16 protein-coding genes are annotated in these 22,202 nt (G+C 70.9%); 7 read left to right on the top strand and 9 right to left on the bottom strand.

Going from position 1 to position 22,202, the window contains the following annotated elements:
* Positions 1-5 precede the first annotated feature (5 nt).
* Positions 6-392 (top strand): type II secretion system protein, encoded by a 387-nt coding sequence (locus tag IPJ95_05770; GenBank protein ID MBK7923130.1) that lies wholly within the window; start codon positions 6-8, stop codon positions 390-392.
* Here IPJ95_05770 and IPJ95_05765 read toward each other — a convergent pair.
* The gene (locus IPJ95_05765) at positions 379-2,649 is read right to left on the bottom strand and encodes an MMPL family transporter (GenBank protein ID MBK7923129.1); all 2,271 of its coding nucleotides are present in this window, start codon (positions 2,647-2,649) and stop codon (positions 379-381) included. The two genes, IPJ95_05770 and IPJ95_05765, sit on opposite strands and share 14 nt — an antisense overlap.
* A 127-nt stretch (positions 2,650-2,776) precedes the next feature.
* Between IPJ95_05765 and IPJ95_05760 the strand changes: the two genes are divergently transcribed.
* The 3 genes from IPJ95_05760 (at position 2,777) to IPJ95_05750 (ending at position 5,472) form a co-directional block, all read left to right on the top strand.
* Positions 2,777-3,556 carry a matrixin family metalloprotease gene (locus tag IPJ95_05760; protein ID MBK7923128.1) on the top strand — a complete coding sequence of 260 codons (780 nt, stop codon included), beginning with the start codon at positions 2,777-2,779 and terminating at the stop codon, positions 3,554-3,556.
* Between the two features lie 43 nt (positions 3,557-3,599).
* Positions 3,600-4,754, top strand: a complete 1,155-nt coding sequence (locus IPJ95_05755) for a serine hydrolase (protein ID MBK7923127.1) — start codon at positions 3,600-3,602, stop codon at positions 4,752-4,754.
* Positions 4,755-5,172: 418 nt separating this feature from the next.
* A complete protein-coding gene (locus IPJ95_05750; protein ID MBK7923126.1) occupies positions 5,173-5,472 on the top strand; it encodes a DUF59 domain-containing protein in 300 nt (99 codons plus the stop codon).
* Positions 5,473-5,505: 33 nt separating this feature from the next.
* Here IPJ95_05750 and IPJ95_05745 read toward each other — a convergent pair whose 3' ends face one another.
* A complete protein-coding gene (locus IPJ95_05745; GenBank protein ID MBK7923125.1) occupies positions 5,506-6,642 on the bottom strand; it encodes a ribonuclease D in 1,137 nt (378 codons plus the stop codon).
* A 171-nt stretch (positions 6,643-6,813) separates the two neighbouring features.
* On the opposite strand from IPJ95_05745, the gene IPJ95_05740 reads away from it, so the two are divergent.
* Both IPJ95_05740 and IPJ95_05735 read left to right on the top strand, forming a co-directional pair.
* Positions 6,814-7,821, top strand: coding sequence for a pyridoxal-phosphate dependent enzyme (locus IPJ95_05740; GenBank protein MBK7923124.1), 1,008 nt, complete (start codon positions 6,814-6,816; stop codon positions 7,819-7,821).
* Complete coding sequence (locus IPJ95_05735) at positions 7,797-9,011, top strand: alpha/beta fold hydrolase (protein ID MBK7923123.1); 1,215 nt, start codon at positions 7,797-7,799, stop codon at positions 9,009-9,011. The genes IPJ95_05740 and IPJ95_05735 overlap by 25 nt, the downstream gene beginning before the upstream one ends.
* Before the next feature lie 234 nt (positions 9,012-9,245).
* Here the strand turns inward: IPJ95_05735 and IPJ95_05730 are convergent, their stop codons facing one another.
* A complete protein-coding gene (locus IPJ95_05730; GenBank protein MBK7923122.1) occupies positions 9,246-9,509 on the bottom strand; it encodes a ferredoxin family protein in 264 nt (87 codons plus the stop codon).
* A gap of 154 nt (positions 9,510-9,663) precedes the next feature.
* Between IPJ95_05730 and IPJ95_05725 the strand changes: the two genes are divergently transcribed.
* On the top strand, positions 9,664-11,700 hold the full coding sequence (locus tag IPJ95_05725) for a patatin-like phospholipase family protein (protein MBK7923121.1): 2,037 nt from the start codon (positions 9,664-9,666) through the stop codon (positions 11,698-11,700).
* A gap of 223 nt (positions 11,701-11,923) precedes the next feature.
* Here the strand turns inward: IPJ95_05725 and IPJ95_05720 are convergent, their stop codons facing one another.
* The 6 genes from IPJ95_05720 to actP (IPJ95_05695) all read right to left on the bottom strand — a co-directional run bounded on the left by IPJ95_05720 (position 11,924) and on the right by actP (IPJ95_05695) (position 22,196).
* Positions 11,924-12,184 carry a hypothetical protein gene (locus tag IPJ95_05720; protein MBK7923120.1) on the bottom strand — a complete coding sequence of 87 codons (261 nt, stop codon included), beginning with the start codon at positions 12,182-12,184 and terminating at the stop codon, positions 11,924-11,926.
* A gap of 760 nt (positions 12,185-12,944) precedes the next feature.
* Positions 12,945-13,868 carry an RHS repeat-associated core domain-containing protein gene (locus IPJ95_05715; protein ID MBK7923119.1) on the bottom strand — a complete coding sequence of 308 codons (924 nt, stop codon included), beginning with the start codon at positions 13,866-13,868 and terminating at the stop codon, positions 12,945-12,947.
* A 147-nt stretch (positions 13,869-14,015) separates the two neighbouring features.
* Positions 14,016-14,357: a hypothetical protein gene (locus tag IPJ95_05710; GenBank protein ID MBK7923118.1), complete on the bottom strand. Its 342-nt coding sequence runs from the start codon at positions 14,355-14,357 to the stop codon at positions 14,016-14,018.
* A 17-nt stretch (positions 14,358-14,374) separates the two neighbouring features.
* Positions 14,375-18,922 (bottom strand): RHS repeat-associated core domain-containing protein, encoded by a 4,548-nt coding sequence (locus IPJ95_05705; GenBank protein ID MBK7923117.1) that lies wholly within the window; start codon positions 18,920-18,922, stop codon positions 14,375-14,377.
* Positions 18,923-19,125: 203 nt separating this feature from the next.
* Positions 19,126-20,634, bottom strand: coding sequence for a cation/acetate symporter ActP (gene actP / locus IPJ95_05700; protein MBK7923116.1), 1,509 nt, complete (start codon positions 20,632-20,634; stop codon positions 19,126-19,128).
* The gene (gene actP, locus IPJ95_05695) at positions 20,631-22,196 is read right to left on the bottom strand and encodes a cation/acetate symporter ActP (protein MBK7923115.1); all 1,566 of its coding nucleotides are present in this window, start codon (positions 22,194-22,196) and stop codon (positions 20,631-20,633) included. The genes actP (IPJ95_05700) and actP (IPJ95_05695) overlap by 4 nt, the downstream gene beginning before the upstream one ends.
* Positions 22,197-22,202: the final 6 nt, after the last annotated feature.

The raw sequence follows: 22,202 nt of genomic DNA, 5'->3' as shown, positions 1-22,202 counted from the left end.
CCCGCATGCGACACGCCCCCACCCGGCGCGGCTTCACGATCATCGAGATGCTGGTGGTCATGGTGGTCCTCGGCATCCTGGCCACGCTGGGCTTCGCCCGGCTGCAGAACACCAAGGACAAGGCCACCATCGCCAGCATGACCTCCGACCTCCGGGCCGTCACCGAGGAGCAGGAGGCGTTCTACTTCGACCACCGCTTCTACAGCATCACCACCGACTCGCTCAACCCCAACTACACCGCGGGCAACACCATCACCATCCACGAGGCCACCGCCTCGGGCTGGTCCGGCAGCGTGGCCAACCCCAAGGTCACCAAGCAGTGCTACGTGGTGGTGGGCAACGCCGCGCCGGTCGGCACGGCCACGAACGACGGGGCGATCAGCTGTTCGTAGTGGCCTTGGGCTTGCGCCGGTACCCCGGCCACCAGTTCCACTCCCCCGCCAGGTGCATGATGGCCGGCACCAGCACCATCCGGATGATCGTGGCGTCGAGCAGCACCGCCACCGCCAGCCCGAAGCCCAGGAACTGCATCGCCAGCACCCGGGCAAAGGCGAACACCCCGAAGACCAGGATCATGATCAGCGCGGCGCTGGTGATCACCGAGGCGGTGGCGGAGAGCCCCTCCTCGGTGGCCTTCTCGTTGTTGCCGGTCTTGTCGAACGCCTCCTTGACCCGGGCCAGCAGGAACACCTCGTAGTCCATGCTGAGCCCGAACACCACGGCGAAGACCAGCACCGGCACCACCACGAAGATCGCCGAGGTGGGGCCGTCGAGCCCGAAGAGGCCGGCGCCGATGCCGTGCTGGAACACCAGCACGATGAGGCCGAAGGTGGCGCTCACCGAGAGGGTGTTCATGATGACCGCCTTGATCGGCACCAGCACCGAGCGGAACACGATGGCCAGCATGAGCCCGGTGCAGCCCAGGATGAGCACCACCAGCATCGGGAAGCGGCGCAGCAGCACCTCCTGCAGGTCCAGGCTCGCGGCGGTGTAGCCCCCCACCACGATCGTGGCCCCGCGCAGCTGCTTGGGCGGGACCTTGGCGAGGGTCCGCGCGTGGCGCGAGAGGTCCATCCCCGAGGTGAGGCTGGTGGTGTCCTTGAGCACCACGTCGATCAGCGTCACCCGCTGGTCGGTGGAGAGGTACGCGTCGAGGAAGCCGCCGTAGCGGGTCCGGGCGTCCTCGAGGTTGCCGTAGAGGATCGAGTACTCGAGGATGCCCATCCCCGGCTCGAGGTCCACCAGGCTGCGCACCTGCGCCACCCGGCCGTCGGCCTTGAGCGAATCGGAGAGCGCCCTGAGCCCGCGCAGGCTGGCCGCCGACACCGCGCTCTGCCCCTCGGGCAGCTCGATCACCATCCGCACCGGCAGGATGATGTTGGCCACGCCCATGGCCTCGAGGGTCTGCACCCCCTGGCCGGCCTCGGTGGCGGTGGGCCACCAGTTGCGCGCCGGCAGCCCGATCTTGATCCAGAACACCGGCGCGGTGAGCAGCGCGATCACCGCCCCGCCGATGGTGAGGGCGCGCACCGGGTTGCGGGAGAGACTGCGGGCCCACTTCTCCCAGGCGCCGGGCGCGTGGTACCAGGTGAGCCGCCGCGCCAGCCAGCGGGGCCGGTCGATCTGGCGGCCCAGCACCGCGAGCAGCGCGGGGAGCAGCGTGGTGGAGAGCGCCACCGCCACCGCCACCACCACCAGCCCGCCGATCCCCACCGACTGCGTCTCCACCAGCGGGGTGAGCAGCAGCGCCGCGAAGCCCACCACCACCGTCATCCCGGAGGTGAGCACCGCGGCGCCGGCGGTGCTGAGCGCGCGGGCGGCGGCCTCCTGGCGGCGCAGCCCGCGGTTCAGCTCCTCCCGGAACCGGGTGACGATGAGCAGCGAGTAGTCGATGCCCACGCCGAGGCCGAGCATGGTCGTCATGTTGAGCACGAAGACCGACATCGGCGTGTAGTCGGCGAGGATCACCACCACCGCGAGGGTCACCCAGATGGCCAGGAACCCGATGATGAGCGGCAGCACCGCCGCCACCAGCGCCCCGAAGGCGAGCAGCAGGATCCCCGCCGTGAGCGGCAGCAGGCGGAGCTCGCCGCGCTTGCTGTCGGCGGCCACCACGGTGCGCACGTCGAGGTCGAGCGGGGAGCGGCCGGTGACCCGCACCTGGTGGCTGGCGGAGTCCACGCCGGTCTGGCGGAAGGCCTCCTGCACCAGGGCGCGGACCGGCGCCACCAGCCTGGCCACGCTGTCGCCCTTGTCGGCGTTCACCGCCACCACCACGAAGGTGGTGCGGCCGTCCTTGCTGATGAACGTGGAGTCGCCGGTGCTCCGGAACGACGCCACCGTGCCGAGCCACGGCTGGCGGGAGAACTTGGCGAGGAGGCTGTCGAGCAGCAGCGCGCCGGGGCCGCTGTCCACCGGGGCCGGCGCCTGCAGGGTGACGGCGAAGAAGTCGTTGAGCGGCCGCGCGAACCGGGTGCGGAGCAGGATGTCGGCCGCGCCCGCCTCGGTGGGCTCCCGGGTGCCGCCGCGCACGTTGAGCACCTGCACGACCTGGGGGGACTTCTCCGCCGCCACGTAGCCGATCACCGCCCAGACGACGATGATGGCCCAGCGCCAGCGGATCAGGGCGCGCGAGAGAGCGGAAGCCACGAGCGGGAGAACTCCCGGTGCGAGCGGGGGCGGATGCGGGCAGTGCGGTCGGCGAAATTCTAGGGGGACAACCACTTGGGCGCCAGCGGTGGCGCCCGGATCGCCCGGGGGCCGATATTCCCCCGTCATGCTCCGCCGCGCCCTGCTGCTGCTGCTGGCCACCCTCGTGGCGCTCACCGCCTGGGGGCGGCTGCGCGCCCGCCGGACGGCCGCGGCCACCGGCGCAGTGGCTGGGGCGGCGCCGGCGCCCCGCGCCGACCTGACCCTCGATGCCGCCCGCGATCACCGGGCCGGCCCCCCGCTCGAACTGCCGGGCATCGTCCCGCTCGACTCGCTCACCCGGCTCGGCGTCCGCACCCAGCTCACCGCCCAGGTGGAGCGGCACTTCCTCGATTCGCTCTTCTCCGAGACCGACTCGATCGTCCGCCACTGGCCCGGCGGCATGCACGTGATCCGGGTGGCGATCGTGCCCGGGGGCGCCAGCGGCTTCCTCCCCGAGATGGTGGGCGACGTGCGCTGGGCGCTCGACGCGTGGAATCCCGCCGCGGTGGGGCTCCGCTGGCTCGAGGAGGCCGACAGCAGTCAGGCCGATTTCCTCATCCAGTGGGCCGACACCCTCGAGGCCGACCGCGCCGGCGTCACCGACGTGACCTGGGACCGCGGCGGCCGGATCCGCCGCACGGTGCTCACCCTCGTGACCCGTTCTCCCTCGTCGGGGCGCCCGCTGCCACCGGAGAGCCGCCGCGCCGTGGCGCTGCACGAGATCGGGCACGCGCTGGGGCTGCCGCATTCGAGCCACGCCGCGGACGTGATGTACCCGATCGCGACGGCGCTGGCGCTGAGTGACCGGGACCGGTTCTCGCTGCGGTTCCTGTACGAGCTGCCGACGGGATTCATTGGGCGGTAGGGCGGTACGGCGGTACGGCGGCTGGTGGCCCAGGGGAGGGTGAATGCGGCGGTGGGTGGCCACAATAGCGATGGCGCTGCTGCCGGCGGCGCTCGGGGCGCAGCAGTACCGGGTGGCGGACTCGATCATCGAGTCCGGCATCCGCCGTGGCATCTATCCCGGCGCCGTGCTCGTGGTGGGGGGGCGTGCGGGCATCCGCTACCAGAGGGGCTACGGCCACCTCACCTGGTCGGCGGCGTCGCCGGTGCCCGATCCCGACTCCACCCGCTACGACCTGGCCAGCCTCACCAAGGTGGTGGGGACGATGCCGGCGGTGGCGCGGCTGGTGGAGGAGGGGAAGGTGGCGCTGGATGCGCCGGTGGAGCGGTACCTGCCGCGGTTTGTCGGTGGGACAAAGCATCGCGTCACCGTCCGCATGCTCCTCGACCACACCTCCGGCCTCCCCGCCTACCTCGAGTTCTTCCGCCGCACCCAGAGCCGCGACAGCGCCATCGCCCTGCTCTACCGCACCCCGCTGCGCCGCGCGCCCGGCGCCACGGTGGAATACAGCGACCTCAACTTCCTGCTGCTCGGACTGCTGGTGGAGGCGGTGAGCGGCGAGCCGCTGGAGCGCGTCGTGCCCCGCGTGGTGCTGGGGCCAGCCGGGATGACGCACACCGGCTACGGGGTGCCGGCCGCGGCCCGGGAGCGGACCGCGCCCACGGGGCAGTATCGCGGGCGGCCGGTCTGCTGCACCGTCAACGACCAGAACGCGGCGCGGTTCGGCGGCGCGGCGGGGCATGCGGGGCTGTTCGGGACGGGGGCGGACCTGGCGCGCTACCTCCGGCTCTGGCTGGGCGAGGGGGAACTGGAGGGGGCGCGCGTCTTCTCGCCGGCCACCGTGCGGCTCTTCCTCTCCCCCGGTGATTCCGGCGCCACCCGGCTCCTCGGCTGGGAGCGCCCGCCCCACCGCGCCAACGGCGCCGGCGAGCCCTGCCCCAGGCCCTGCGACTCCGCCTACGGCTCCGGACTCTCCGACGCCGCCTTCGGCCACACCGGCTGGACCGGCACCCTCCTCTGGGCCGACCCCGCGCGCGACCTCTTCGTGGTGTTCCTCACCAACCGGAGCTACGCCCCGCGCCTCGGGAATTCCATCCGCGCCCTGCGCGGCGTCCGCGGGGCCCTCGCCGACGCGCTCGTCCGTTCCGCGGCGCCGTAACACCGGCCGGCGGATCTTTCGGGTCGTCGGACGGTTGGGCGGTTCGTCGGTTGGGCGGTTCGTGCCTCCGGGAATACTTTCAGCGCCCCGGGAGCGCCGCATGGGACTCCCGCCGGACCGACCAGGAGCCGCGCGGCTTTTCCGGGGCCTCCGCGGCCGAATCGCCGCGCCGGCGATTCCGCCGCGTCGAGTGCGTCCGCTGACGGTTCGTCGGTCGGGCGGTTCGTTCCTCCGGGCAGATCTTCGGCGCCCCGGAACCGTTCCCAGGGACTCCCGCGGGCCCGATCGGGAGCTGCGCTGCGTCCGAAGGGCCCTCGGTCGCCGCCCTACCGCCCTACCGCCCTACCGCCTTACCGCCTTACCGCCCAACCCGTAGCCCCTTCCCGACCACGGCACTAGGATTGACGCAGGAGGCAGCATGCAGACACCAGAGACGGTCCGGAAGGCACTCCGTGGGGTCAAGGATCCGGAGCTCAACCTCAACGTGGTCGACATCGGCCTGATCTACGACATCACCGTGAGCGAGGACGGGGACGTGCACGTCAACATGACGCTCACCTCCCCCGGCTGTCCCTCCGGCCCCGAGATCGTGGGCGACGTGAAGCGCGCCATCGAGGACCTCGAGGGCGTGAAGGCGGTCAGTGTCGAGATTGTCTGGGAGCCGTACTGGACGCCCGAACGGATGGACCCGCGGATCCGGGCGTTCCTGGGGGGATGACCGGCGTGGTGGTGGCGCGCCCGGCCGCGCGCCTCAGGTCCCGACCAGCGCCTTCCCCAGCACCTCCACCTGCCACCGCCGCATCCCCTCCACCTGCGCCAGGTCGGCCACGGCCTTCGGCTCCAGCCGCGCGATGGCCTCGAGGATCCCGTTGGCGCACAGCACCCCCGGCGCCAGCGGCAGCGCCTCCGCCGCCTGGTTGCGCACCGCCTTGAGCCGCTCCAGCCGCGCCTCGTAGGCCAGGTCGGGCGCCATCCGCCGCCCCCGCTCGAACACCGGGATGCTGTCGGCCGGCGCCGCGACGCCGCGCGCCACCGCGGCCAGCAGGTCGGCGCCCCGGCGCCGCAGCTGGTCGGGCGAGAGGGCCTTGAGCTCCTTGAGCGCCGTCTCGTCGGCCGGCATCGCCTTGGCGATGCTGAGCATGGCGTCGTTCATCAGCACCCGGAACGGCGCCCGGTCGAGCTGGCCGGCCACGCCCTCCCGCCACGCGAAGAGCTCGCGCAGCACCGCGAGCTGGTGGCCGCGCAGCGTCCGCGCGCCCTTGAGGCGCAGGTACGCCTCCTCCGGCGGTCCGTTCACGCTCCAGCGCACCTGCTCCAGCAGCTGGAACTCCTCCTCCGCCCAGTGCCACCGCCCGATGGCGGTCAGCTGGTCCTTGAGGATGTCGCGGAGCTGCGCCAGGTAGCGGGTGTCGTCGGCGGCGTAGGCCAGCATCTCGGGGATGAGCGGCCGCACCGACCAGTCGGCGCGCTGGTACTTCTTGTCGAGGGTGACGCCGAGGTACTTCTCGAGCAGCGCGGCGAGCCCGATGCCGGGTTCGTTGAGCAGCTGGGCCGCGATCCGGGTGTCGAACAGGTTGCGCGCGGTGAAGCCGTAGTCGCGGTGCAGGATGCGGAGGTCGTAGTCGGCGTCGTGGAACAGGGTCTCGATGGCGGGGTCGGCCAGCAGGGCGCCGAGGGCCGCGAGGTCCGGCACCGCCACCGGGTCGATGACGGCGGTGCGGTCCCGGGTGGAGAGCTGGATCAGGTAGATGCGGTCGCGATAGCGGTGGAAGCTCGCCGCCTCGGTGTCCACCGCCAGGAGCGGGGCATCGCGCAGCCCGCCGACGAAGGCATCGACCGCCGGCTGGGTGTCGAGGTAGAGGTCGCCCGCGGCGCCGGCGTCAGTCACGCGCGCGCGCCGGCGTGGGCGTGAGGAATGGGCTCAGGGGCAGCTCGCATGGCGGCGCATCGCGTGGGAGTGGAGGTCACGGCAACGGTGCAATCTAGTCGCACACCCCGCTCCCCCGAATCCCGCGCCGCGATACTGGACCCCGCCCGCGGCCCGCGGTACCCTGCGGGGGTGACCCTCCCCCTCGAGGCCCACCTCCGCCGGCCGCTCGTGCGGCGCCCGCTGGCGCGGCTCCCCTCGCCGCTGGAATCGCACCCCGCCCTCGCCGCGGAGTGCGGCCTCGCCTCCTTCCTGGTCAAGCGCGACGACCTGGCCGGCGGCAACAAGCGGCGCGCCCTGGAGTGGCTGCTCCCCGCGGCGGGCCCCGCCCTGGTGACGATGGGCGCCTACGGCTCCACCTGGTGCGCCGCGCTCGCCGCCGCCACCGGCGGCACCGGGCAGCGGGCGGAGGTGGCGCTCTTTCCCCAGCCCTGGTCGGCCGCGGTGGCGGGGGCGCTCGGCACCACGGTGGCCGGCGCGGGGGTGCACCTGGCCGCCCGCCGCTGGCAGCTGCCCCTGGCGGTGGCCCGCGCCTGGCGCGCCGCGCGGCGGCACGGGCCCGTCACCTGGCTGCCGGCCGGCGGCGCCACCCCGCTGGGGGTGCTCGGCAGCGTCAACGCGCTGCTCGAGTGCGCCGGCCAGCTCACCGCGGAGGGCTTTCCCCGCCCCGAGGCGATCGTCGTGCCCTACGGCTCCGGCGGCACCGCCGCCGGCCTGCTGGTGGGGGCGGGCCTGCTGGGCTGGCCGGTGACCATCGTGGCGGTGCGGGTCACCGACCCCTGGTTCACCACCCGGCGGCGCATCCTGTCACTGGCCGCGCGCACCCGCGCGCTGCTGGGCGCGCCGGCCGGCGCCGCCACGCTGCGCCTCGATGGCGCGCAGCTCGGCGCCGGCTACGGCCACGACACCACCGCGGCGGCGACCGCCCGCGTCCGCCTGGCCGAACGGGGCATCCTGCTCGATGCCACCTACAGCGCCAAGGCCTGCGCCGCGGTGCGGAGCCTCGCCGGTTCCTTCCGGCATGTCTGCTTCTGGCATACCTTTGACCCGTCGCTCGTGGCGCCCCCGATGGACCACCCGGTGCTGCGGGACGCGCACCGCTACGCGGAGTCGCTTTGGCCTCCCCCGACATCGACCTGACGGTCTACCCCGACGAATGTGATGCATACGGGCACCTCAACCAGGCGTCGTTCATCGCCCTGTTCGAGCGCGCCCGGTGGGAGACCCTGGCCCGGGGTCCCGGCATGGACTTCTTCACCCGCCAGGGCGCCTGGCCCGCGGTGCGGAAGTCGGTGGTGGAGTACCACGCCCCCGCCTTTCCCGGCGACGTGATCCGCTTCTCCCAGGTGCTGGTGCACCTGGGCCGCACCAGCTTCACCCTGCGGCAGACCGCGCGGCGGCTGCGCGACGACGCGCTGATCGCCACGGCGGAGCTGGTGTTCGTGTGCGTGGACGCGCAGGGCCGGCCGGTGCCGGTGCCCGAGGCGCTGTCCCAGGTGATGGCCGACAAGCCGCTCGCCGGCAACCTGCGGCGGGTGGCGGTCAACGGCGTGAACCTGGCCGTGGACGTGCGGGGCCAGGGGCCCGCGGTGCTGTTCATCCACGGCTACCCGCTCGACCACTCGATCTGGGACTACCCGCTGGCGCACCTCGAGGGGTGGCTGCGGATCGCCCCGGACCTGCGGGGGATGGGGCAGTCGGACGCGCCCGACCTGGGCTACAGCATGGCCACCTACGCCGAGGACCTGCTGGCGCTGCTCGACACGCTGGGGGTGGAGCGGGTGGTGCTGTGCGGGCTCTCGATGGGCGGGTACGTGGCGTTCGAGATGCTGCGGCGGGCGCACGAGCGGGTGCGCGGGATGGTGCTGATGGACACGCGGTCGGAGGCCGACACGCTCGAGGGCCGCAAGGCGCGCGATGCCGCCGCGGCCCTGGCCCGCGAGGGGGGCGCCCGCGCCATCGCCGACGCCATGCTGCCGAAGATGCTGGCGCCGGCCGCCGCCACCGAGAACCCGGCGCTGGTGGAGCGGGTGCGGAAGATGATGGAGGCCACACCGGTGAGCGGCATCCTCGGCGCCCTCGGCGCCCTCCGCGACCGGCCCGACAGCACCCAGGACCTCCCCCTCCTGACCCGGACTCCCACGCTGGTGGTAGTTGGGGAGCAGGACCAGATCACCCCCAAGGACGGCGCCCAGGCCATGACCACCGCCATCCCCGGGGCGCGGCTGGCCGTGGTGCCGGGCGCCGGCCACCTCACCCCGATGGAGCGGCCCGAGGCGACGGCCGCGCTGCTGGCCGATTTCCTGACCGGCCTGGGGCTCCACAGCTAGCGCTGCAACTTTTCCCGGGGCCGGTGCGTCTATATGCGTGGCGGGGTTACCCCCGGGTAGACCCGCTGACTCCTTCCCTCCACGCCCCATTGCCGCGGCCAATGCAGTTCGGCAATGGGGCGTCTCTCCTTTCCGTCAGGCTGCCGTCCCCCCAATGACGAACGACCCCCCGCCGGAGCGGGGGGTCGTGGACTGGTTGACGGGTCCGATCGGCCGATGGCCGGGGCCTATCAGCTACTTCTTGGGCTTGCCCGGCGGCGTGTCGCTGGTGAACGCGTCCTTGTTCTTGGCGATGAAGGTCTGCTGGTTGGCCGGGACGTCCTCTTCCGGGAAGATGGCGTTGACCGGGCACTCCGGCTCGCAGGCGCCGCAGTCGATGCACTCGTCCGGGTGGATGTAGAGCTGGTCCTCGCCCTCGTAGATGCAATCCACGGGACAGACGTCCACGCAGGCGCGATCCTTGACGCCGATGCAGGCTTCAGTGATCACGTAGGCCATGCTGCTGCTCCTCGATCAGGGTGATGCCGGCAGCGGCCGCCGGAATCGGGTGGAATCACGCCGTTGAGCGCCAAGTATTATGACCCACCGATGCCCGGCGCAAGGGGGCGATTATGTTTGCCCCATGCGTGTTTGTCGAGCCTTGGTGTTCTTCATGATTGCCCTCCTGGCCGGGGGCCCGGCCGGCGCGCTCCGGGCCCAGGCCTGCCCCGACCGGGGGCCGCTCGGGCTGGTGCTCTCCGGGGGCGGCGCCAAGGGGCTGGCCCACATCGGGGTGCTCCGGGTGCTCGACAGCCTGGGGGTGCGGCCCGACTTCGTGGTGGGCACCAGCATGGGGTCCATCGTGGGGGCGATGTACGCCAGCGGCTACAGCGCCGCCCAGATCGCGTCGCTGGCCGATTCGCTGGGGCTGGCGGAGCTGTTCACCAACGCCGACCAGCGCACCCCGCGCGCCCTGGGCGACCGGCGTCCGCTGGTGGTGTGGGAGCAGGGGACGGGCGGCTTCCGGGTGGCGCAGTCGATCGCGCGGGAGACCGGGGTGAACGCCGCCCTCAACCGCGCCCTGCTCCGCGGCAATCTCTTTGCCCGCGGCAGCTTCGATTCCCTGCCGATCCCCTTCCGCGCGGTGGCCACCGACCTGCGCACCCGCGCCGCGGTGGTGCTCGAGAGCGGCGACCTGGCCCGCGCGGTGCGGGCCAGCATGGCCATCCCGCTGGTGTTCGACCCGGTGCGCATCGAGGGGCGGCAGCTGGTGGACGGCGGCCTCGCCGCCAACGTGCCGATCGGCGTGGCGCGGGCCCAGGGCGCGGCGCGGCTCATCGTCTCCGACGTGAGCTGGCGGCCCCCCGACTCGGTGCAGGGCGAGAACCCGCTGGTCGTGGCCGACCTGCTGGTCTCCTACCTCTTTACCCAGCCGCTCGACTCCCTGGGCCCCGACGACCTGCTCATCCGGCCGGCGGTGGATTCCTACCAGCCGCTCGACTTCGACATGCTGCACCAGCGGGAGATCCGCCACGCCGGCTACGAGGCGGCGCGCGCCGCGCTCGAGGGCCGCACTCTCTGTGGCGCGCCGCCGCTGGAGCCGCGGCAGAGCCCGCTGTACCACGTCACCGAGATCGGCCTCTCCGGCGGCCGCCCCGGCGACGAGACGCTGCTCCGCCGGCAGCTGCGGCTGCGCGAGGGGAACGACCTCGAGGTCGGGGCGCTGCGCGACGACCTCACCCGCCTGGCGCAGCTCGACGAGTTCCGCGAGGTGTGGCTGCGCCCCACCGGGCCCGCCGACGCCCTGCGCCTCGACGTGCTGGTGCGCACCGCCGCCCCGCGGGTGGGCGTGGCCGGCGTGGCCTACGACAACGACCTCGGCGGGCAGATGTGGGTGGGCGGCGTGGACCGCGGCGCCACCATTCCCCGCGTCGAGACCTCGGGGACGCTGGTGCTCGGCGAGCTGCGCCAGGAGCTGGCGCTCAACTTCCGCACCGCCGGGGTGGGCCGGCTGCTGCAGCGGCCGCTGCTGGGCGGGATGATCGCGCGCGAGGAGGTCCGCGCCTTCAACAAGAAGGGCGGCAGCCTGCCGTCCACCAAGGTGCGCGAGCTCACCGCCATCGTGGGGGCGGAGCGGCGCTTCGGGCGGGAGTGGCTGGTGGAGCTCGGCGGCGTGGCGCACACCTGGCACGCGGAGGGGGGCGCGCCCGAGGGGACGGCGTGGGGCGGCGTGGCGCAGATCAGCAGCGGCCCGCGCTACCGTCCCAGCGGCATCTGGGCGCAGGGGATGCTGCTCGACCGCTATCGCCGGGTGGAGGTGGAGGCGCGGCGGGTCTTCCCGCTCAACGGACTCCGGGTCACGCCCACGCTGCGCTTCGGGTGGGGCCGCGACCTGCCGCTGCAGCGCACCTTCCCGCTGGGGGGCGTGGACGGCTTCCCGGGGCTCAACGTCGGGGAGCTGCGGGGCGATCGCGAGCTGTCGCTGGAGCTGCTGGTGGAGCGGCCGCTCTTCGGGCCGATCTCGGCGCGGGTCACGGCGGTGTCGGGGCAGGTGGCCACGGGCGGGCCGGCGGTGCCCCGCGGCCGGTGGCAGACCGGCGGACGCATCGGCGTCGGCGCCGCCACGCCGATCGGCCAGATCCGGGTGGAGTACGGCATCACCCGCGACAGCCGCAACGGGATGTTCGTGCGGCTGGGGGAGTGGTTCTGAGGCTGTCCGGCCGGTCCGGGCTGCAGGCCTTGATCACCGGGCCCCGGAAGGTGGCGCCGACCTACTCGGTGTCCGCCCCGCTGTTGCGGGTGCGCCGGCGGCGCATTTCGCCCAGGTACTTGCTGCCTAGCCAGCCGAAGAGTGCCTTCCGTAGGAGACTTGCTGCGCCTCTGATCCCGCAGGTCCGGCTCACCGGGCGCCCGCCCTGGGTCCTGTGGGGTCCCTACTTCTGCTCGTCCTCCTCCCGATGTCCGAAGCCAGCTCCGACCATCAGCCGGTACCAGATGCGGCCTGCCACCAGGCCAAGCGGGAGGAAGATGCAGAGGTGAATCAGCAGCTCGCGTGCAAAGCCCTCGCCGGCCATCGAATTGCCGGCTGCCCTCCGGGCGGACCGTACGGCCAATCCGATGCCCAGGATGGATCCGAAGATCAGTGCCGGGTGCGTCAGCCAGCGGTCCTGGCGCGCACGAGGCTCGTCAGACATCGGAATCCCGCCGCTGTGGTGTGGTCACGATTCCGCCGCGACCACGAAGAACATGAGGCCGGCGAGAGCGCCGCCAGCACCGAAGGCGGCATCCTTTCCACGCCAAGCGCGACTTCGTCACGGGGGCGGGTCAGCAGCGCCAGGATGGTCCAGCCGGTCGCATTCATCGCGAAGACCGCGGCACCCGCGGCCATTCGCTTGAGCAACGACGGTCAATGGGCGGCCCTCGTTCGATTGCTCCAGTGTACCTGCGGCATTGGGCGCGTGAAGGCCCCGGCCTTGCCGGGCGCCACGGCGCTGCTCTCCGCACCAGGCCTTGGGGGGCCTGTGGAGTAGCTGGCTAGTCGGCTTGCACCTCGCCCCGGCGTGCCCCGTTCCATGCCAGGGCATAGTCCCCGAGCGTCAAAGGAGCTTCATGCGAAAGAGCAATCCCGGTGGCCTTGCGCCTGCGTGCCAAGTGCTCCATCACCGCGTCGGACCTGTCGCCAGACCAGAATTCGCTCAACCACCTGGTTAGAACCCCCCGGTCCGAAGGCGGCTCGAAGAATGCACGGAGCGGGTCGGTCGGCCGAAGCCCTCCCATGGGTATCCCGTACTCCACCTCAAAGACCCAGAGGGCTTCCTGCGTTCCCTCCAAGGACAATCCGAGCGGGGACCAGAACTCCGCATAGGCACGCTCGGTATCCAGGACCTCCCGAGCGCCAAGCCTGCGGTTGACCGCCTGGTGCCACTGCTTCGAAGCCATATTGTAGTCCCCCCGCTACTGGATCCACCCGACCCGACACTCGATGGAAATCGAAGTGTTGTAGACACCTGTCCCTACAGCTATCACCCAAGCTGTCGGTGAGAGGATATCGCCGATGCCAACAAGATAGCCTTGAGCTGCAGCAGCTATCCTCCTACCATACCTTAGGCGCAACCTGTCCGCGCCCTGGCGGGCCGCCCAATTGAACGCGCTAGCTGGGACGCCACTCGATCCTTGAGTCCCGGCTCGCCCGGCCTTGAAGATGCTCGCACCAACATCTGCGAATGTCACTAAGGCACTCCCCGTTTCGATGAACTCGACCGTCTTGCCGACCATGCCATCCCCAAACAAGGCTGAGAACTTGTTCCTTTCATAGCAACTCGGGTCGCCGGATGCCGATTGCCCTCCATCCCCCTCCGCACCCCCCAATCCGCTGTAGTAGTCCAGCACATCCTGATCGGGGTAGCCGCTGCATTCCGGGTCGTGGAAGACGTCCATCCCGCACTCGTTGCTGGGATCCAGCCACTCCAACGGCCCACCCGGCCCGAATGGGTTCCATGGCCGCTTGCACTGCTGGCCAATCCCCGGGATCTGCCCCGGCCCCGGTGGGACATCAATCGGCTTGCAGTCCGGGTCCAGGCCCGATGGGTCGGTCAGGTTCACCGGATCATTCCCCGCATACGCGTACACATTCAGCCCGCCCGCGATCCCGATCGGATCCTCGCTGATCCACCGCCCCAGGGCGGGGTCGTAGTACCGTGCCCGCATGTAGTAGAGCCCGCTCTCGCTGTCGTACTCCCGCCCGGCGAAGTGATACCGGACCACGAGGCCGGTATCGGCCACCGCGTCGCCCCAGGGCGCCTCGGCAAATTCCTTGACCTTGGCCCCGGTGCGGAACCGGGCCAGGCCGCGCACGGTGCCGGTGATCGGGTCGAGGATGGGAGTTCGGGATGGATCCTAGTCCGCCCCCACCAGAAAGGGGAAAGCAGGCCACGAGGAGAAGATCCAGTCCTGCGATGCTGCCTGGCCAGGTGCCCACTGGACGTGGCAGCGAACCGGCATGGTTGCGCTGGTCACGCGCACCACCTACTGATGCAATTCGATCGACAAGAAACGACCGCGCTTGTCGAAGTGCACCATTCCCCCGCCCCCAAATGTGGGCTCATTGGTGGCCACCTCCAGTTGCAGGTGGAATCCGCCAGCGTCGCGCTTGAAGCTGACAACCTTCAATTGCCGGCCTCGCGGCGCTTCGTGTAGCGCTGCAAAGAACGAGTCCATCGCGACTGCCACCAGTGCAGAGCTGTCAGGCGATGGCGACACAGCTGCGTCAATCGGTGCTGAGTCTGGCGGGCGCCCGGAGCAACCGAGGTGCGCGAAACATGCCAGCCAGGCAAGTCGGCGAATTGGCTTCGCCAGGGTGAAGTCCATGTTCAGGGCCGTGTGTCTCATCGATGGCATCCAGTTGTCCCCATGCCTGGGCGGTAGGTGAAGAATGAGTCCCTCGAGACAACGAAGATCTGTAGCCGGAGACTGTCCGCGAGAGCGGTGTCCCTAGGGCTTGGCGCTTGAAGCCACACGGATCGTGGTCCACTCCTTCCGGCGTTTGGGTGAGAATGGAACAGCGCAAATACGCCAACCGGAAACGGAGTTTGGATCTTGAGCTGACTTCTCAAGCCACTACTAGTCCAGCCAGTGAATCCGGTAAGCCCCAGTCCGTGGCCGAATAGTGCCCCTCCCTCCTCAGCTCCGGACTTGAAGGTCGATTGCCAGGCTGAATTCAGCGCCGCGAAAACGGCCGGATTGTGTGACACCGCGTCGCAAGGCCCAGCACCTTTGCCGGCCCCGGGTCCCTCTCCCCCTCCCAATCCACTGTAGTAGTCCAGCACATCCTGATCGGGGTAGCCGCTGCATTCCGGGTCGTGGAAGGTGTCCATCGCACACTGCTCGCCCGGGTCAAGCCAATCCAAGGGCCCCCAGACGTCCCTGCACTCTCGACGCCCCCCGCCGTAGCCATCCAGCTCCACCGTCGTACAAACCAGCTTGAGCCCCGAAGGATCCCTGCCGTTTACCGGATCATTCCCCGCATACGCGTACCCATTCAGCCCCCCCGCGATCCCGATCGGGTCCTCGCTGATCCATCGCCCCAGCGCCGGGTCGTAGTACCGCGCCCGCATGTAGTAAAGCCCGCTCTCGCTGTCGTACTCCCGTCCGGCGAAGTGATAGCGGACCACGAGGCCGGTATCGGCCACCGCGTCGCCCCAGGGCGCCTCGGCGTACTCCTTCACCTTGGCGCCGGTCCGGAGCCGGGCCAGGCCGCGCACGGTGCCGTTGATCGGGTCGAGGATCGCCGCCAGGGTATCACTGACCGGGGTCGTGGTCCGCATGGCCAGGAGCCGGTCCACCCCGCCGGGGTACCAGGCGTACTCGCGCAGCACGGTGCCCGCGGCGTTGAGGTCGAAGATGACCTGGTCGCCCTCGTACACGTAGTATTCGTCCGCGGCGGCCATCTGCTTCCGCACCCGGCGCCCGAGTGCATCATAGAACATGCTGTCCACGAGGGCTCCTGTCGAGCCGTTCCGGATGCCCCGGAGCCGGCCCAGCGCGTCCCAGGAGTACTTGTATCCCACCCCCGTGCCGGCGGGACACGAGCCCACGATCCGGCAGACCACGCCCCCGATGGCATCGTAGCTGATGTTCGTGGTCCCGAACGCCGTCAGGCGATTGCCGTCACCGTAGGTCGTCGTGGTGCCGAGCTGGCCGCGGTTCCCGGCTGAATCGTAGGTCCAGGCGGAGTCGGTCGTGCCATTGATCACGTTTTGACACTGGCTCCCCGTGGAGTCACAGGCGTTGGTGAGGCGGCCTAGGGGGTCGTAGCGGAACAGGCGCCGGGTGTAGCTGCCGCCCTTGGGCGAGGTGCGGGTCCGGTTCCGGCTGAGCGAGTCGTAGGTGAGGATCGGCAGCTCGAGCGCGGCCAGATTGGTCCCGCCGGTGAAGGTCTGACTGGTGATCCGGTGACTGGCATCCTGTGCCTGGAGGAGGCGCCAGGCGTTCGCGGTGCCACGATTGAACACCAGGGTGTCCACCGTGAAGTCGCTCCGCGACTTGAAGGTGACGCAGCGCCTCGGATTGGCGAAGACGCACAGCGAATCCCGGACCCCGGTCGTCGTGGCGTAGACGAACTCGACCACCGAGGAGTCCGCGGCCGGGCTGCTCGGCTTCACGACCCGGCGAATGGGGCGGTCCTTGGCGTCGTAGGTGATCGTGCCCGAATAGGTCCGGCCGTTCAGGGTCTGGCGCCAGAAGTCGAGGCGGCCACGGCTGTCCAGGTGGACGCTGTCCCGCGCCACGCTGTTCCACGCCACGTTCCAGCGGCCCGCGACCGTGTCAAAGGCAAAGTAGTCCGTCGGCATGCCGGGGCCGGCGCGGGAGAGCAGCCGGCCCGCCTTGTCGTAACTCATGTCGATCACGTCGCCGCGGCGGGTCCTGACCTTCCGCAGGTTCCCGGCGAGGTCGTACTTGAGGGTGTCGGCCTTGGTGGTGTCCGCCGCGTCGTGGCGGGCGATCAGGCTCCCCAGCGCGTTGTAGGAGAACTTGTGGACGATGGGCCCCGCCCCGCCCAGGCGGCGCGGCGTCTCCACGCGGGTCAACTGCAGCGTCGCCGGGTCGTAGGTGTAGCCGTAGTGGTAGCCCGTGGCGCCGACCCATTGGCTCAGCACCTGGTTCATCGGCCCGTAGAAGGTCTTGGTGAAGAGGGTCAGGGGGCTGAAGCTGCTGTCGGGCCGGCCGGCGGCATCGTAGGTGACCCTGCTCTCGATCCCCGATGGGTCCCGGACCCGGAGCGAATGGCCCCAGGTCGGATCGTAGAAGAATCGCGTCGTGTGGCCCAGCGGATCGATGGCCGCGGTATCGCGGCCAAGGGGGTCCGCCTTATAGGTGCTCACGAGCTGGCCGCCGCCGGTGGCAGGCCAGGCCGCCGTCACGCCGACGTAGACGTCCTTGAGGGCGCCGGCCGGCCCGCCGGGGTCGCCCGCCCCGTAGTAGTGATAGTCGGTCCGGACCAGGTCGCCCTCGACATACGAGACGTCCGCGCGGAGCGTATCCACGTAGTGCAGCGTCGTACTCGTCCCGCCCGGTCCGTCCCCGGAGTAGGTCAGCTGTCCCTGGGCGTTGTAGCTGAAGGTCACGTAGTGCCCGTTCGACTCATCGATCCGGGTGACGCGTCCATCGCTGTCCCGGGTCAGCAGGGTGGAGTTGTTGAAGGGGTCGGTGACCTTGGTCGGGGCGCCGAACCGGTCCTGGCTGTACCGGGTGATGGCGCCGGCGGGGTCCGCGATGGTGGACTTGAGCGCGGTGTCCGCGGGCGCCCCCGGCTTGGGGGCGTTGCTGGTGGATCCGCTGACGTCGGGCCGCCAGGCCGTACGCTCCGCGGGGGTGTACGTCACCTTCGGCTGGCCGCTCGTGCCGTCGAAGAGGGCGACGCTCGGCGCGCGGATGCTGTCGAGCTTGCGCATGCCATCGTAGAACAGGCGGGTCACCGACCCCGCGCGATCGGTGATCGAGGCCAGCAGGCCGTTGGACCCGTAGCCCAGCATCTGGGTGAAACTGTCGGGATCCTGGATCTGGACCAGGGTGTCGCCGGCGTAGGCGTAGCTGACCACCCGCTCGCCTGCGCCGGGAAGGACCTTGACCTTCTGCAGCTTGGCAGCAGCGGCCGTGCAGCCGGCGTTGTAACAGAGCTGCAGCACCTTGCCCATCGGGTCGGTGATCGTGGCCAGGAGGGTATCGAGCGGTGCGGCATGGTAGCCGAACACCGTGGCATTCCCGAATCGATCAACCGCACGGGTCAGGAAGCCCTTATCGTTGAACTCGAGGGAGGTTCCGTCGAGATAGGTCCGCACGTACCGCGATGCCGCCGGATTGCCGGGCTTGATCTCTAGGCGTATCCCGGGGGCGCCGGCTGGCCGAAGGTAGCCGGCCGCGGTGCTGTCGTAGAAGGCGACCGACCCGTCGCCGTCCGTGACGAGGATGTCGCCGGCGGTAGTCCGGTAGAGACGCTGGTAGCCGGCCAACCCGACTCCTGCCCCGAAGAGGCTCTTGCGTCGGGAATGGGTGAGGACGTTCACCGGCGTTGTCGCTCCCAGGGAACTGCCCGAGTAGTTCGCCATGACCTGCATCTCGAGCGGCACGATGTCCGTGGAGTCCATCTGGTGCGTGGCGGCATCGAAGGCCACGGCCAGGCGCGTGGTCCCGGAGGCATGCGGCGTGAAGTACGCGATCGTCGCCCCATTCAGGAGCGTGAGCCAGGTACCTGCCCCGGGTCGGCGGACCTGGACGCTGTAGGTCGTCGGGACGGTCCCGCCGGCCGGGAGGCTGACATCCGCCAGGATCACGGGCGCCGGCTTGTGGGTTTGGCTGTTGTAGATCAGGGTGATGCCGCGCGCCTGCCCGAGCGAGTAGTACGCCGGCGCGGAGTGCGCGTACGTGCCGTCGAAGCACGCGGCCACGCACCTGGACACGTCGCGATTGGTGGCGTTGTGTGGCGCAAGGCTGATGATCGGGAGGGCTGGGCCGGTCACCGTGATGTTGTACCAGCCCTGGTCGCTGGCGTCGCCCCAGGCGCCCAGTGTCAGGGTCCCTGGCCCGCCGGTGCCGGTGGAGAAGGTCGCGGTCACCGAGATCTGATCGTCGGGGTCGAAGCTGTAGGAGTTGAGACTCAGCCCGGTACATGTGATCGTCCCGGTGCTGGTGCAGGCGAACGACTCCGACAGGACCGACAGGCCGACGTTCTTAACCGTGAACACCACCGTCTGACCGGTGGCGCCCGTCGGCACCGAGGCCGTTCCACCATCGGGCGTGACCACGATGTCGCTGCCGCCGCCCCCGGCGAGCGGGGCCTGGATCTGCCCCCGGGCCGCGACGGGCAGGGCGGCAAGGAGTGTGAGGATGGCGGCAAGAACGGAGTGGTGGGGCGGCCAAGGCAGGCGGAAGTGCACGGGGAGGCTCCGGGGTCGGGATGCCTCCCTATTCTTTCACGCGGTGTGCCACGCGGAATGAGATTACAAGCAGTTGTGGGAGAACAGGTTGCCTCACCATGGCCGCACCTGGCACTGTCTCAGTGAGACAGTCCCAGTGTCTCATGAGACAGTCCGGCGCGCCAGCATGGCCCTGTCTCCCACGGAGGTCCGGCCCAGCTTCCCTACCGGTCCGTCCCCACCGCCGCCCTCCGCTCCATCCCCTCGAACGCCGCCGCCGCCGCCGGCTCCGGCCACAGCCGTGACACCACCACCCCCGCCAGGAAGCCGAGCGGCAGCGAGACGATCGCGGGATTGCGGAGCGGGAAGGGCGCCGCGGCGCGGTGCAGCAGGTCCACCTGGATGGTGGGCGAGAGGTAGATGAGCAGCAGCGTGGCCCCGGTGCCGGTGAGCATCGCCGCCACCGCGCCCCGCGTGGTGGTGCCCCGCCAGAAGAGGGTGAGCATCAGCGCCGGGAAGTTGCCGCTGGCCGCGATGGCAAAGGCCAGCCCCACCATGAACGCCACGTTCTGGCCCTTGAACGTGATGCCTAACACCACCGCCAGCACGCCGAGCGCCAGGGTGGCCACCCGCGCCACGCGGAGCTCCTCCGCCGGGTCGGCCACGCCGCGCCGCACCACGTGCACCCAGAGGTCGTGGGAGAGCGCCGCCGCGCCGGAGAGGGTGAGCCCCGCCACCACCGCCAGGATGGTCGCAAACGCCACCGCCCCCACGAACCCCAGCAGCCCGGTGCCCCCCAGCCGCTCGGCCAGCAGCGGCGCCGCCATGTTGCCGCCGGGATCGGCGGCGCGGATGGCCTCCGGCCCCACCAGCAGCATGGCCCCGAACCCGATCACGAAGGTGAGCAGGAAGAAGACGCCGATGAGCCCGGTGGCAAAGAACACGCTGCGCCGCGCGGCGCGGGCGTCGGGGACGGTGTAGAAGCGCATCAGGATGTGCGGCAGCCCCGCCGTGCCGAACATGAGCGCGAGCCCGAGCGAGACGGCGTCCACCGGGTTGGCCACGAGCTTGCCCGGCGCCAGCACCGCGTTGCCCTGCCGAGCGGCGGCCGCGGCAAAGAGGCCGAGCGGCGAGAACCCGACCTGCGCCAGCACCAGCCCGGTGAGCAGCATCGCCCCTGCCAGCAGCAGCGCCGCCTTGACGATCTGCACCCAGGTGGTGGCAAGCATCCCGCCGAAGAGCACGTAGGCGATCATCGCCACGCCCACGATGCCCACCGCCGCCTCGTACGACAGCCCGAACAGGAGCCGGATGAGCCCCCCCGCCCCGACCATCTGCGCGATCAGGTAGAGGCTCACCGTGGCCAGGGTGCCGACCGCGGCCGCCAGCCGGACCGGCACCTGCCGGAGCCGCGCGGCGAGCACGTCGGCGAAGGTGTACTTGCCCAGGTTGCGCAGCGGCTCGGCGATCAGGAACAGCACGATGGGCCACCCCACCAGCCCGCCGGCGGCGTAGATGAGGCCGTCGAAGCCCGAGAGCGCCACCAGCCCCGAGATGCCGAGGAACGAGGAGGCGCTCATGTAGTCGCCGGCCAGCGCAAAGCCGTTCTGCAGGGCGGTGATGCTGCGGCCCGCGGCGTAGAAGTGGTCGGCGGTGCGGGTCTTCCGGGCGGCCCACCAGGTGATGCCGAGGGTGATGGCGAGGAACGCGAAGAAGAGGAGCTGCGCCGTCACGCCGCCGGCTCCTCCGCCTGGCCCAGGGCGGCGCGGCGCTGCGCCCGGGCATGCGCCTCCGCCGCGGCCGGTTCCGGGAAGAGAAGCGAGACCACGATCGCCGACAGGAAGCCGAGCGGCATGGTCACCAGCGCGGGGTTCTTGAGCGGGAACCAGGCCGCGTCGTGGTGCAGCAGGTCCACCTGCACCGTGGGCGAGAGGGCGATGAGCAGCAGCGTGGCGCCGGTGCCGGTGAGCATGCCGGTGACGATGCCCGCGGTGGTGGCGCCGCGCCAGAAGATGGAGAGGATGAGCGCGGGGAAGTTGCCGCTGGCCGCGATGGCAAAGGCCAGCCCCACCATGAAGGCCACGTTCTGGCCCTTGAAGGTGATGCCGAGCGCCACCGCCACGAGGCCCAGCAGCAGGGTGGCGATGCGCGCCACCCGCAGCTGCTCGTGCGCGTCGGCCTGGCCGCCCTTCACCACGTTCACCCAGAGGTCGTGGGAGAGCGCGGCCGCGCCGGAGAGCGTGAGGCCGGCCACCACCGCCAGGATCGTGGCGAAGGCCACCGCCCCGATGAACCCGAGGAAGGCGGTGCCGCCCAGCAGCTCGGCCAGCAGCGGCGCGGCCATGTTCCCGCCGGCGTCCACCGCCTTGATGGCGTCGGGTCCCACCAGCACCATGGCGCCGAAGCCGAGCACGAAGGTGAGCAGGTAGAAGGTGCCGATGATGCCGGTGGCGTAGAACACCGAGGCGCGCGCGGCCCGGGCGTCGGGCACGGTGTAGAAGCGCATCAGGATGTGCGGCAGCCCCGCCGTGCCGAACATCAGCGCCATCCCGAGCGAGATGGCGTCGAGCGGGTTGGCCACCAGCTTGCCCGGCGAGAGCACCGCGGCGCCGTAGCGCGCGCTCGCCTCCGCGAAGAGCCGGGCGGGGTTGAAGTCGAACCGCGCCAGCACCAGCAGGGCGAGCAGCGCCGCCCCCGAGAGCAGCAGCCCCGCCTTGACGATCTGCACCCAGGTGGTGGCGAGCATGCCGCCGAAGAGCACGTAGGCGATCATCGCCGCGCCCACCACCACCACCGCCGTCTCGTACGACAGCCCGAACAGGAGCCGGATGAGGCCCCCCGCCCCGACCATCTGGGCAATGAGGTAGAGCGTCACGGTGGCCAGCGTGCCCACCGCGGCGGCCAGGCGGACCGGCTTCTGGCGGAAGCGGACGGTCACGGCGTCGGCGAAGGTGTACTTGCCCAGGTTCCGCAGCGGCTCGGCGATGAGGAACAGCACCACCGGCCACCCCACCAGCCAGCCGGTGGAGTAGATGAGGCCGTCGAAGCCGGTGAGCGACACCAGCCCCGCGATGCCCAGGAAGGAGGCGGCGCTCATGTAGTCGCCGGCGAGGGCGATGCCGTTCTGCCGCGCGGTGATGGTGCGGCCGGCGGTGTAGAAGTGCTCGGTGGTGCGGGTGCGCCGCGCGGCCCACCAGGTGATGCCGAGGGTGGTGGCGAGGAAGAGGAAGAAGAACCCCTTGGCCACCAGGCTCGGGGCGCCCACCGTGGTCTGGGGGAGCTGGAGGAGGATCATGGCCGT

The sequence above is a fragment of the Gemmatimonadota bacterium genome, assembly GCA_016713785.1.
In the GTDB taxonomy this organism is placed as follows: domain Bacteria; phylum Gemmatimonadota; class Gemmatimonadetes; order Gemmatimonadales; family GWC2-71-9; genus JADJOM01.
This window is presented reverse-complemented; position numbering and strand designations above follow the sequence as displayed.

Bases quoted from the DNA above. Each gene is read 5' to 3' on its own strand.
- IPJ95_05720 (MBK7923120.1), bottom strand. From the start codon at position 12,184: ATGTCTGACGAGCCTCGTGCGCGCCAGGACCGCTGGCTGACGCACCCG.
- actP (MBK7923115.1), bottom strand. From the start codon at position 22,196: ATGATCCTCCTCCAGCTCCCCCAGACCACGGTGGGCGCCCCGAGCCTG.
- IPJ95_05710 (MBK7923118.1), bottom strand. From the start codon at position 14,357: ATGGACTTCACCCTGGCGAAGCCAATTCGCCGACTTGCCTGGCTGGCA.
- IPJ95_05750 (MBK7923126.1), top strand. From the start codon at position 5,173: ATGCAGACACCAGAGACGGTCCGGAAGGCACTCCGTGGGGTCAAGGAT.
- IPJ95_05770 (MBK7923130.1), top strand. From the start codon at position 6: ATGCGACACGCCCCCACCCGGCGCGGCTTCACGATCATCGAGATGCTG.
- IPJ95_05755 (MBK7923127.1), top strand. From the start codon at position 3,600: ATGCGGCGGTGGGTGGCCACAATAGCGATGGCGCTGCTGCCGGCGGCG.
- IPJ95_05760 (MBK7923128.1), top strand. From the start codon at position 2,777: ATGCTCCGCCGCGCCCTGCTGCTGCTGCTGGCCACCCTCGTGGCGCTC.
- IPJ95_05725 (MBK7923121.1), top strand. From the start codon at position 9,664: ATGATTGCCCTCCTGGCCGGGGGCCCGGCCGGCGCGCTCCGGGCCCAG.
- IPJ95_05730 (MBK7923122.1), bottom strand. From the start codon at position 9,509: ATGGCCTACGTGATCACTGAAGCCTGCATCGGCGTCAAGGATCGCGCC.